Origin of the sequence: Gilliamella sp. B3127, from assembly GCF_026536935.1 — a bacterium.
GTDB classification, from domain to species: Bacteria; Pseudomonadota; Gammaproteobacteria; order Enterobacterales; family Orbaceae; genus Gilliamella; species Gilliamella apicola_E.
This window is the reverse complement of record NZ_JAFNNI010000003.1, coordinates 310,103-323,241: the sequence shown is the minus strand read 5'-3', so window position 1 is coordinate 323,241 and position 13,139 is coordinate 310,103. Positions and strand designations below refer to the sequence as shown.

At 33.4% G+C, this 13,139-nt stretch carries 7 protein-coding genes; all 7 read right to left on the bottom strand.

Translation table 11 applies throughout. The features are described 5' to 3' along the window. Positions 1–322 (bottom strand): phage integrase central domain-containing protein (locus J3U00_RS07320; protein WP_267332037.1); only part of this gene is annotated, 322 nt, incomplete at its 3' end. Positions 323–1,273: 951 nt separating this feature from the next. Then, on the bottom strand, positions 1,274–6,259 hold the full coding sequence (locus J3U00_RS07315) for a DNA repair ATPase (RefSeq protein WP_267332036.1): 4,986 nt from the start codon (positions 6,257–6,259) through the stop codon (positions 1,274–1,276). A 106-nt stretch (positions 6,260–6,365) separates the two neighbouring features. Further along, entirely contained in the window at positions 6,366–8,468 is a 2,103-nt protein-coding gene (locus J3U00_RS07310; protein WP_065563261.1) for a hypothetical protein, read from the bottom strand. A gap of 28 nt (positions 8,469–8,496) precedes the next feature. Further along, positions 8,497–9,144 (bottom strand): hypothetical protein, encoded by a 648-nt coding sequence (locus J3U00_RS07305; RefSeq protein WP_267332035.1) that lies wholly within the window; start codon positions 9,142–9,144, stop codon positions 8,497–8,499. Positions 9,145–9,240: 96 nt separating this feature from the next. Further along, positions 9,241–9,933, bottom strand: coding sequence for a PspA/IM30 family protein (locus tag J3U00_RS07300; protein WP_267332034.1), 693 nt, complete (start codon positions 9,931–9,933; stop codon positions 9,241–9,243). Positions 9,934–9,964: 31 nt separating this feature from the next. Further along, positions 9,965–10,606: a YjfI family protein gene (locus tag J3U00_RS07295; protein WP_267332033.1), complete on the bottom strand. Its 642-nt coding sequence runs from the start codon at positions 10,604–10,606 to the stop codon at positions 9,965–9,967. 216 nt (positions 10,607–10,822) lie between these two features. Next, positions 10,823–13,123, bottom strand: a complete 2,301-nt coding sequence (locus tag J3U00_RS07290) for a TonB-dependent receptor domain-containing protein (RefSeq protein WP_065734405.1) — start codon at positions 13,121–13,123, stop codon at positions 10,823–10,825. Positions 13,124–13,139 lie beyond the last annotated feature (16 nt).

Sequence of the window (13,139 nt, the reverse complement as noted above, 5' to 3'; positions counted from 1 at the left end):
TTGGTTCAGCTGGGTTTCTGTCATTCCAACCGTGAGCGTACGCCTCACGAAACACGTCTTTTAGCAGATGATACATGCATTTTGCTGAAGGTGCTTTATCCTGGTCTGTGTAGATTTTAATGATTTTGGAAATATCAGGAGGGGTTATTTGGGGGAGAGGATTATCTCCAATTTGCTGACGAATAACTTTTATTAAATATGTTTTTATTTCGATTGTTTTCGGTTTTAAATTGCGTCCATCGAGAATCTTTATATACTCGTCTAACCACTGATTTACTGTTTGAGGTTTTGTTGATTTAAATAGTTTAGATAGAAAAAACATAGTTCATCCTAAATTTATTATTTTGCACTAAAATTTATAAAATGAGCTATATTATTTACAATTTACTATAATTTGTTGTGGATAGATTGAAATTTAACTAATCAATAGAATATTTATATCTGTCTTAGTTTCAATGTAATCCTTGGTTATATTGCAATGAGTGCTTTATCATAGAAGTATAATCTCGGTATTTTTCTCGGTATTTTATTTTTACATTTAAAATATATTTATAATATTAAAAATGTTAACTAATTACTTTTAATCCTGTAGGGGTGCCGTAAAAGGTAAATATAATCAAAAGTTTAATGTTAAATGTTTAATGCTGGATTATCTTTATTCACATTTTGCAAGCAGATTGTGACCACATCTAAAATTTGAACAAATGGATAGCATTTGAGGGAGTATGTTTTTTCACCAATTTAAATAAACGAAATGAGGAAATTAATAAAACAATTGTTGTAATTGATAAGGTTTCAATAAAAGAGTAAATCTAATTTCATAATTTCTGCCTTCATTCTTTAGCAGCCAGCCGTATTGATTTCTATTATGATAATTATGATATAATTGAATCAGGATTTGTGTGTATGGTTTATAAAAATTAATTAGTGATATAATTTTGAAAAAACAATAATTAATGGAGTTAATTAAATGATTTATTTAAATGGAATAGGTTTTTTTATATTGTCACTATTTATCTTTTGGTGGGTTTATTTATTAGTTTTCGTAATTGGTCTAATAATTTTATGCTTAGCTAAAACCAAAATTATGCGAAGATTAGGTATTTTATTGATAATCACACCAATAGGTTGTTATATTTTTGCCTATTTATTATACGGATTTTTATCATTAATGTGGATTTGACCTATTTCAATTACCTTGTTAACTAAATAATAAAAAAGCGGAAGTCTATTTCCGCCTTTTTTATTAACAATAAAATATAATTAAAATTCGCTATTTACCTTTTGTATTTCTTTTCTCTTTTTTCGGTTTTTTATTTGATGATAACTGCAAAGCCTGTACACTTTGCACTAAGTCAGCCAATTGCGTAACAATTTGGTTTCCGGTATCACTTTCATCACCACCTAGTGTTTTATTGCGTATAAAATCAGCTTTGATTTTTTGCCAACGTTTAGTTTGTGTATCAGTTAATACGCCACGAATTTCAGCGAGTTTAAGAAGATTTTCTTCAGCACCATTAGTTAATAGTTGAGCTTCACCCAAATAGTGATCGTTGATGATTTGATTAAGTTCATCATCATTCATAACAGAAGAAACCTTCTCAGCAAGTTTATTCATGTTTCGATAACTACCTTGAAGTTTGAAAGGTGGTTCTGTACGATATTTATCTGATTGAGCTGCACTAACGATGTATTGTTTGTTAACTTTGAATACCACTTCTCTAATTTTCAATAGGTGACTAAGTACTGCAACAATTTCACTGATTTCTGCTTGGCTGTAAGCATAACTTAATTCATTGCTGTTAAGTGGCTTGCCTTGTGCATGGTCAATGAGTTGATAAAGATCATTTAAGTCACGTAAAGCAAGTGGTGCTAGAATTGGATTTGAAGTTAAGCAGTTTTCAATATAACTTGAAGCAAAAACTTCATCCATACCACCAAGAACTTCACCTAAATTATAAATATCTGCACGGTTAGCCAACATATCTGGTATTTTGAATACTTCTCCTGATTCAGTATACGGGTTACCTGACATAATAACGCAGAATTTTTTACCTCGGAGATCATAGGTCTTAGTTTTTTCTTTCCAAACACCTTCTATTCGGCGTGAACCATCACAAAGGGAGATGAATTTTTGTAAGAATTCCGGATTGGTGTGCTGTATATCATCAATATAAAGCATGACGTTATTTCCCATTTCAAGCGCTAGATTAAGTTTTACTAGCTCTTGTTTGGCAGTTGCATTCGGTGCTTGATTTGGATCGAAAGATAACACACTATGGCCTAAAGCCGGTCCGTTAATCTTCATAAAGATTAATCCAAGACGATTAGCAACATATTCCATTAATGTCGTTTTACCATAACCCGGTGGAGATATAAGCAGTAATAACCCCATTAAATCGGTACGTCTAGTTTCACCAACCGTTCCCATTTGTTTAGCTAAGTTATCACCAATGATAGGTAAGTAAACTTGATTAATGAGTTTGTTTCGCACAAACGAACTTAATGGTTTAGCCTTAAATTCCTCCAGATGTAGAAGATCACGTTGTTCATCGAGTACTTCCTGACGAAGACTTTGATAATGCTGAAACTCCGGAATAATAATTCTGGACTGTTTACGCATGCGACTAAAGAAATCATCAAGATTAATATTCAACACTCCCTGAATTATATTTGGATGATCGCCAAGTAAATCGTTGACGGAAATATCAAGCTCAAGCTCGCTAATTCCCAGCGTAATGCTACTTTCTTTATCTAACATACACAATACTAAAGCTTCAGCAATATAGTCTGATAGTTTTTGATATTGGGGTAGGGTACAAAGACCTTTAAACCAACTTTCGATTAGAATCCAGCGATCGGCAAGTCGTTTTTGAAGATTGCTTTGTGATTGGTTAAAATCACCCCACATATGAGATTCCTCGAGGCGGGCTTTTAAACCTTCAAATAGATAGTGGCCATATTTACTTAACGTAAATTGTTGCGGTGTTTCGGCTAATATATAGCTTAAATATTCAGTTGCTTGTTTTACATGATACTGTTTATGTTGAATAGGATACTTTTCTAAAAATTGGGTTAATTCAAAAGACATCTCTGTTTGAAGATTTCTTATACCTTCATCATGACCAAATAACGCCAGTATATCTTTACAAGTTTTGGCTCGCTCTGGCCATAATTTGGCAATATCACTCTTTTGATTATGATGCCAAAAAAGAATAGCTAAGCTTCGGGCTAAAGGGTTATAGCGTAATAGACCGGCCGCTTCACCTAGCGGGATCAGTTTGGCTAATATTTTTAATGCATCGTGATCGTGAATCCCTTTTTCATAGCCCTCACGATATCGCATTGACGCATAATCTCTTACTGTTTTAGCTAATACTTCAGGTTGGTTTAATTGATTTTTTAAATCGTCATAACTTAAATCATGCTCTTTTTTAAGCGCTGAATTAATTATTGAATATGCTAAATATTCACCACGGTAAACACTAGGCGATTCGGATTCTAATGAAATTGACCAGAAAGGTTTATAACTTTCTAATTTAGGGTGATTAATTCTTTCCTGATAATCAGTACCCGTTAATTGCAAATAAAGATGATCTTCTTTTGGTACAATGGTTAAATCAAGTTCTTGAGTGTTGACACTAAACTTATGTCTTGGCCCCAGTTTGATTACATTTCCGCCAGATTCAAATATTTCTGATTTATCTCGTAAGGCACGTATTGATTGATCTCTGGCACTTTGGAAACGAGATTCAATATCATCTGCTTTGACATTATCAAAAAGTGCTCTTAATTTTTCGACTATTTCACGAATTTTTAAAGCTAAAGCGTCGGCAACAAAAAAAGCATTTAACTCATTTTGATCAGAAAATTTAGCCGTTCTTCTTGGTATACTATCTAAAATTCGATTGGCAGCCGTAAGTAACGCTTCTGTTCGTCTTGTTCTATCTTCAAGTAGTGATTGTTTATGGGTTTCAAATGATTCTAATATTTCTTCCCGTTTAGCCAGAATATCATTAAGGAACTCTTCACTTTCACTGAATTGATTTTCAAGCTCTTCGAGTTGTACTAGAAGACGAGATAGCTCATCATCACATTTTTCAGGTGTTGTTGCCATACTCAAGGCATTGGCGATACTTTGGCCAAATAATTTAAATTGAGCACCAAATTGAGCGACCATTTCAACATTAGCTAAATTTTTTCGTTTTTGTTGGATTTTAGCTTTTGTTTGGTTAAGTTTTGCATAGACTTCAGCTATTGATTCTATGATTTTAGTTTGTAATGTGACATCATCAAATTTTAGGGTTGCTATCAATTGTGAAAGCATATCTAAATCAGTTGACATAGTTTCTGTTATTTCAACAGATTCAAGTAATTTTGCAACAGTATCTGCTTTGGTAATTTGCTGTTCAATATCGTCAATTTTTACATTGAATGGCTCTAATGCTTTATCACTTCCTAAAAACTCAGCAGTAGCTAATGAAACCTCAGCTTGTCTAGCTTTTAGTTTATTTTCCATTTCATCGATTTGGTCTAAATCAATGTATCGGTAAGTTCTTAATGTGACTAAACTGCCTAGTTGTAATTTTATTGCATTTAATGCATCAACAAATTCTTGTGTTTCTTGCCAGCTATCAGGGTAAAGCTTGGTTAATAAATCTTGTTGATTAGAAATTGCCTCACGCATAGCGCTTTCGGATTGACGTCGAATGCTTTCGACTTTTTCATACTCATCTATAACTAATTCACTCGTTTGTGAAATATTACGAAGAATAGGGGAGAATGATAGGTGTTTCTCGTCATTGAGCCAAAAGTAATTATCAAAGAGCCGTTTTGTATCTTCACTTAGTTTGCTATAAAGTTGTGAAGAGACTGCCTGGTTATTGATTTCGCGCGAGATAAAATACAGATCTGAAATTCCGCGAACAAGTTCAGCATTACCTATTTTTCCGAGGAAGCTATTATTTGTCGGTTGTTGTGCTGCATATTCATCACTATAAAAAGGAGTTTGCCAAATTTGCATTGGATGAACTCTAGTTGGCTCATCACTTTCTCCTTCAAAAACGACCATTCGACCATCTTCAAAAACGGCGTAGCCATGACCTAAAATTGGGTTATCTAGTTTGCGTTCAATCATATTATAATTGAACAGTGCTAGTCGCCCATTGCTTGGGTCATAGAAAATATATAAAACATCTTCACCATTTGGTGAACGGCGAATTCGTCTGAAACGCATACCTGATATTGATTGGTCAAAAGTTTTATAATCTCCATTTTGTAAGTAGTATCCCCCAGGAAATATAATTCCATGATCTTCTGGAAGTTGAATACATGATTGACCAATAAAATCTATACGATGGACTTGCTGGGTTAGCGAGTTATAAACTAAATAGCGCCAATTGTCTTCGCGGTAAGGGAGAATTTTCAATAGGATTAATGAACCAACTTTTGCATATTCTATTTTAGCATCATTAATTGATTGATTTTTATCAACAACCTCTTCTCGATAAATTCCTAAACCATCATTAGTATTATTTTCACACTTTATTGTTAAGTCACCACCAATGGTTTCAACAAATACTGTATCAAGAACATTGATATGAGGAAATCGCCCATTAACAATATCTTCACGTGTTGTTTCGATCCATTCAAAATCGTAGGCAGGTGGTAGTGCGATATCTCGCTCACCTCGATTATCTATATACTCGATTGTTTTTTTATCGCTAGATATAGACCATCGAAATACACGAATATCACTAATTCGTTCTCCAATTTGAAAACTAGCAAGAAGTTTTCCATCACGTTCAACAAGCTGAAGTAACTGGGCATTTTTATAATAAGTATAAAGCTCATTAAAGTCTTGTATAAATCGATCTATATTTAAGAATGTATTTGAGAGATCAACCGGATCAGCTTCATAATTGTTATCACGTTCTACTAATTGATAAAGTGAAAATACATCTTCTATCTTGGTTTCTTTTTTTAATCCTAAATAGACGTTATAACCAAACAACAACCAATCACCAAAGCGAACAATATCTCGTGCTACACAGTTATTTTCCGTTCTAATACGAATACGGCTAATAATGGACATGTCACTTTTACCAAACTCAGATAGCCTTTCCTGATTTAGAGCTTCTGTCTTTTGATTAAGTTCTTGTCCTAAAGAGGTTAAACGTTTACGAAGAATTTCATAAGCTCCGCCTTCCGCGACTGCTTTATCAATTGATGTTTGTTGCTGATCTTGGGTTTCTGACATGTTTTACTCGTTGAAGATAATACTGAAATACCTAATGTTTTAGGTAGGAAATGAATCCTACCTAAAACTGATTACATTATAGATAAATGGCTATTCTGATAGTAACCTATTCATTCTCATTATTGGATGACAAAAATTGTTTTGCTAACGCTTTTAAATCAGTGTTTTGCAAAGTCTCTTTTATGTTTATGTTTTTGTCTCCCGATAAGCGAGATAGTACTGACTGTAATGCAGATTGTAGTACAGGGCTCTGATTAACAGTTCCTTCTATTGCTTTACCTACACTAATTGCTTTAGAGAAGCTATTAAAGAAGTTATCATTACCGCCTACAATTTCAATATTGGCTTTACTGAATGCCGCAGCAAGCACGTCAGCTTGTTCTCTAGCAATTTCTTTGTTAGCAGCAATAGCAGCCATGGCTTGTTCGAAACCTTTTTCAAGCGCTAAACGGAATTCCTCATGATTTTTCGATTGTTCATTCATCGTACCCATTGCTTGGAACTTATCTACTAAACCATTTGCCTCAGCAGTTAATTTTTCGCGAATTACTAACGCTTCTGCAAGACCTTGTTCTTTTGTTGCTGATGCTTTTGCGAATCCAATACGTTCATCACCACGAGCTTGAGCAGAAAGTTTTTCCTCAAGTACTTTAGCTTCAGTTAAACCTTGTTTTTCTACTGCAATTGCTTTGGCTTCAATAACTTTAGCTTCTGCTAAGCCTTTTTCTTGATTACCTTTCGCTTCAGCTAATAATGTCTCAGCTGTAATATTTGCTTTGACTAAACCTTCTTTTTCTTCTGCTTCTGCTCTTGCTTTACGTACTTTAGCTTCAGCAAGGCCTATTGCCGCTTCTTCGGCTTCTATACCCTGAGCTAATTGTTTTTTAGCTTCAGCTTGTTTAGCTGCAGCTTCTAATTCAGCTTGAGCCATCGTGCTGATTTCAATTGCGCGATGTTTAGATGATTGTTCATCTGCCTCAGCTTGTTTTACTTGTTTAACTAGCTCTTGTTCAGCTCTAGCTTCAGCTTCAATAATTGTTGTTTGTTTTTCACGATCTGCTCTTGAAACTTCACGAACTTCTTTAATGTTTTCCTCTTCAACTGCAACTGTTTTTTCAACTGCTACACGTTCACGAATAACATTAGCAATCTGTTTCTTTTCCTCTTCTACAACTTTGTCTTTCTCTATTCGTTGTAGTTCAACTTCACGTTCACGAGCAACAATTTCAAGTGAACGAGCTCGGATTACACGTTCTTCTTCAATCGCAATAGCTCTTAGACGGTTATTCTGTGCAACTTCTACTTCACGTAAACGATTCTCTTCTCTTACTTCAATTTCTTGTTGGGTTTGAATTCTAGCTTGTTCAGCTTTCAAACGTTCTTCTTCTTGAACTTTTAATGTTTCAGCGGCTTCTCTAGCTCGAATAGTTTCAATTTCACGTTTTTGTCGAGCCTCAGCGTCAGCTTGTTGACGTTCTAATTCAAGTTTAGCTTCGATAGTTTCAGTATCTTTTTTCTTAAGAGCTAACTCTAGATCGCGTTCTCGCTTATTGGTTTCATCTTTATGTACAGCAGTTATAGCTGTAATTTTATTAATACCTTCAGCATCAAAAATATTATCTGGGTCGAGTGATTTAATTGGAGTTTGTTCTAAATAATCGATAGCAACATCTTCAAGGGCATAACCGTTAAGGTCTTTACCTATTACATCAATGATACGTTCACGGAAATTCATTCGATCTTCAAATAGCTTTGCAAGTTCAAATTGTTTACCTACGGTTTTCAATGCTTCTGAAAATTTAGCACTAAATAGTGTGCTTACCGCTTGTTGGTCTGATGCACGATCTACACCGATTGATTTGGCAACTTTAAGAACATCTTCTGTTGTTTCATTAACGCGTAAATAGAAGGCTACGCAGATGTCAGCCCTAAGGTTGTCTTGGCAAATTAAACCATCTTTACCTCTTCGTTCTACGTCAAAAGTGATCAAGGAAATTTTCATGAACTCTTTTTTGTAGATGATTGGATATACCAATGCACCAGTAAAATGAACTTTAGGTTTTGACGTCATGTCATTAACAATAAGCGCCGTACCTTGAGGAACCTTTATGTAAAATGCCTTAAATAATAGGAAGAATCCGACAATTACAAGGAATATACTTCCAACTATTACCAAAAAAAACATTATAGTATCACTGCTTAAAGACATATTTTTCTATTCTCCAAATTAACTTCTATTAGCCATTAAAATCTTTTAGGCTAATTATTTCATAACAATTTGTTGTTTCATCATACTGAAGGATTACGGCTTTATCACCGCGCTTGAATTGATAAGATTCATCACATCTTACCTCTAAAATAAGGCCCGCTCCTCCATCTTCATAGGTAGCTTGTCCTTTAGTTCTGGTTACGGTACTTGAGCGTATTTCGATAACTTGCCCTAATAATGATTTATGATTGTGGTTAATTATCAACTTTCTGAATAAAGGACGAAGTGGTTTAATAAAAAAAGCAGTTAAATAGACTGATAAAATAAATGAGATAATTAAAAGAGCTATCCCTGCTAAATAATAAAGAAATACAAAATTATACAAAGGTAGGATTAATAGACGAAAGGCAAAATAACAAATTGACCATCCAATTAAAGAGATCAAAGTGATGATGAGAGTCATTGGTACTTCATTGAAGCCAAATTTCATTAATAAACCACCTAATCCAGTAGATGGAACATCACTATAAACATCATTGACACTGATATCAAAATCTAAACAGTCAATACTTAATAGTCCTAATGCTGCAACAAACCAATATAAGATACAGATTGTTAACAATGCACTAAAGATAATTACGGGAAAAGAAAAAAATATTCCCCAAAACAGTTCCATTATATTCCCTTCATCTATCCAAACTAGTTTTAACTAATTAATTATTTTATAATTGTTTTTGCTATTCTAACTTAAAAACATCAAAACGCGAAAACTTTAATTCGATTGTTTTTCTTTTAATCTAGCTAAAATTGAAGCTGCATTATTATTGCCAGCTTTAATACCAGCCGCTTCTAATTTACTATCAAGCGAATCAGGATTTTCAGTTGCTGCTAATTCTTTTTTTGCTTCAAAAGTGGCAGCAGCTTTTTCTTGCCGTTTTTTGATTCTATCTAATGAATCGAGTGCAGTATGCAATTTAGCTGTTGAACCACCGTAACGCTGTGCTACTGCAGATTGTGCTTTTTGGACACTTTCAGTAGCTTTAACTATATCAACTTGTTGTTTTAAATTACGAATATTGATTTCAGATTGTGAAATAGTTTGTCGTAAATTTTTAACACTTTCAGCAAAATAGTTAGCTTGCTTTTTGTTATTTTCATATTGATTTTCGAGTACCGAAAGTTTTTCTGCTACTTCCAAAGCTAACTCTTCATTGTTATTTTCAAGTGCTTTAATAGCATATGCTTCATATTCATTTATTTGAGCTTTTGTTGATTCAACTTGTTTCTCTGCTAATTTTTGTTCTGCTAGAATATTAGCTAATGATTCTTTAGCTTGTCTTAATTCTTCATCAGCATCTCTAATTTCTTGGTCTAATATACGTAACGCTTGAGAATCAATTATTGACTCACCAACTTCATTTATTCCACCACGTAATGCTGTTACTAATTTTTTGAAGATAACCATATTTAACTCCTTATATAACTTTTCGCTTTAACTATTCAATATTAAAGAAATGCTCATAAGCTTCAGTCGCTTTGATCACATTGTCTGATAACATTTCGAGTTCATAAATAATATCGTTTAAGGTTGAGGATGAACTAAGTGCACCATACATAATGTAATTGATTTCTCCATCCCCTGTTTTTTCAATTGCAATAGTTGATAAAGCAAATAGTTTTCTAGCAGATAGAATTTCTTCATTAAATGATGAAGGATTTTTGATTAGTGAAAGTGGCCAAAGTAGAGCTTCAACAATAATTTGCTGATTTGAAACGCTTAAAAAAAGTGGTAAATCACCATAGTCATGCATAATGATATGTAAACAAGCATCGACACCATCAATTATTTCAATACTAGCAGAACCTTGTTTGATTAAATCAGTTTGATTTAATTCTTGGAAAAGGTCATTAATTTTCCAGATTTCTTTATTTTTCATTTCATTGTTTTCCTTCACATGGTACAAAAAAGATTTATTTTCTACAGCTGGTTGACGAAATTTTTTTTCGATTTCAAGTAACTCAGCAGTATTTTCAGGCAAAATCCAAACTTCTTTTTTTATCAACCCCTGTTCTCTTAAACGTTGTCGGTATTGTTGTTGATAAAATGCTGAGCTTTTAGCTTCTTTGGTTTTTTTCATAAATTTTGGTTATTCTTTAATTTTTTATACAACTTATATTAGCATAATTTTATCACATGTAAATGTTACATGTGATATTTTTTATCAATTTATTGATGCTAAATTTACTTTAATTTTAATAAAAAACTAAACACCTTTAGGGAGGTTTTATAGAAGGCTATAGAATAAATAACCCGCATGATGCGGGTTATTTATTTGAAAAAATGATATATCATTCTAGAAATCAACATCTAAACCTAATTGGAATGTTCTGCCTGGAGCAGTAAACATGTTTAGATATTTATGATCTGATGTGCTGTATAATTTATTATTACTTAGATAATCCCAATATTTTTGATCGGTAAGATTATAAACTCCACCATTCAATTTAACATTCTTAGTAATATTAATATAACCAGTTAAATCAATAATGCCATGACCGGCGATTCTAAAATAGTCATCTTTAGAATTAGGAAGTGGTCTACCATCATTACCATAAGATTCTCTAGATGTCGCTTCGGCTTTTTTACCTTTTTGGAATGTTGCTGTAACAGCCACACCATAAAATTTATTCGGATCATCCCACGCTAAACCGACAACACTTTTCATTGGTGCTATTGAATCCATTTCAATATATTTATCACCTAAATAGCTTGATTTTGATTTGCCTTGGTTATAACCAATTGCAAATTTAGCGCTTAAACCATTAGCAGATTCTACCCATTTGCCGATATTGAATTCACTGCTCAATTCAGCACCATAGATGTATGCCTTATCACGATTTTCTGCTTGATAAACAATTCGGTTACCTGTTCCGACAAAGTTCTTTCTATAACGTGTATAAGCGATGAAATTTTTATATTTATTATAAAAAGCTGAAGATGTTAAAGTTACACCTGAAACAGGATGTCCTTTCAAACCTAATTCAAAATTGTCACTGGTTTCAGTGTTAAGATTTGAATCACCAACAAGTACATACATATTGCTATGCGCTAAATAAGATCCATATAATTGGTTCTGATTTGGCATTTGTGCGGAACGTTTGTATTGTAAATAAGCAGTGAAGTCAGGATTAATATCATACATAAATGACATAGAAGGTAAAACTTGGAAATCACTATTGCTACTATATTGTTTACCTAACTGGCTACCATTGATGTTTGTTACAGCCATATTTTCTAAATTACGAGGTTTAGTATTTTGGTAAATAACTCTAACACCAGGTACTAGATAGAAATTATTACTATCTTTAATATTAAAACTAATTCTGTCTTCGAGGAATCCCCCTAATTGATAACTTCGACTATCTGCTTGGGGTTTAGTGTAATCTCCGTCTGGAAATATTCTACCATTTTGAGATTGGGCTGAAGTAAAGAATGGTGATTCATCTTCACTCCATTTACCATTTAAACCAGCGCTAATTTTCTGATTTTCATAGTTTTTAACTAAAGTAGTAATAAAATTATAAGTTTTTGTATTGTAATTTGTTTGAGTATTAAAATTACCTTTAGTTGTATGTCTAATATCGGTACTATCATAGACATTGGTTCGTTGATAATTTAATTGAGTAGTTAAACTATCAATCCAGCTTATAGCAGTTGGTTTCCATTGATCTTTAATCGCAAGATTAAAGCGATTGTTTTTGCTTCTTTGATGATCAAGTGACTCAACTTTTTTACCGTATTTATCCCAAGTATCATAATGAGAATTTTTGGTTTTATTATTGTAATCAACTGTTGTATTAATTAAATGTTCTTCTGTCATTTGCCAGCCAAAACCAGCTAAAATCGAGTTGGAGTGCCAGTTTTCTGGATAACTACTTATTGAGTCTCCATTATTACGTGTTTGCTGGCCATCGCGTCGACTTAAAACCAAAATACCATTTAGATAATCATCACCACCAGCCATAGTTAAGCCCTGGTGGAAACTTCTATCTGAACTATCATAGTTATTTTGATAACCAAAGTAGGTCGTTTTACCTGGATAGAGATAATAACTTGCCGATTTAGTTTGGAATGAAACTGAGCCACCGAGGGCATTATTTGCATTACTAACCGATGTCGCTCCTGATTGAATATCAACTTTATTGTACATATAGGTATCAATATAATCTCGGCCAATACCGTAAGATCCAAACCCAGCTCGTCCAACAGAGTTAACCCGACCTTGAGCTATTGGTAAAGGCATACCATCAATATCGATTGACACGCGGTTAGCATCTAAACCGCGGATATTGTATCCAGTAAACCCACCACGGTCCCAACTACTTTTACCACTACCTGAACCTGAAATACTTCCTGGGGCAGAAATTAGAGGTTGATAACGCATTATAGTACCAAAATTAGTACCTCCATCACGGCGAATATCTTGCTCAGAAATTTCAGTATTCATTCCCGGATTTTTTGTTGCTTCATGAGCTGTTACAGTAATAGTATCAATGTCTTTTTCATCATTATGTTTATCAGTAGCGAAAGTAGGTAGTGCTAATGTTAAACCTATTGCTAATGAACTTGTCTTTTTTAAATATTTAAAATTCACATTTTTATCCTTTCAA

Excerpts from the sequence above, each read along its gene's own strand:
- J3U00_RS07315 (WP_267332036.1), bottom strand. The coding sequence starts at position 6,259 with ATGTCAGAAACCCAAGATCAGCAACAAACATCAATTGATAAAGCAGTC.
- J3U00_RS07310 (WP_065563261.1), bottom strand. The coding sequence starts at position 8,468 with ATGTCTTTAAGCAGTGATACTATAATGTTTTTTTTGGTAATAGTTGGA.
- J3U00_RS07305 (WP_267332035.1), bottom strand. The coding sequence starts at position 9,144 with ATGGAACTGTTTTGGGGAATATTTTTTTCTTTTCCCGTAATTATCTTT.
- J3U00_RS07300 (WP_267332034.1), bottom strand. The coding sequence starts at position 9,933 with ATGGTTATCTTCAAAAAATTAGTAACAGCATTACGTGGTGGAATAAAT.
- J3U00_RS07295 (WP_267332033.1), bottom strand. The coding sequence starts at position 10,606 with ATGAAAAAAACCAAAGAAGCTAAAAGCTCAGCATTTTATCAACAACAA.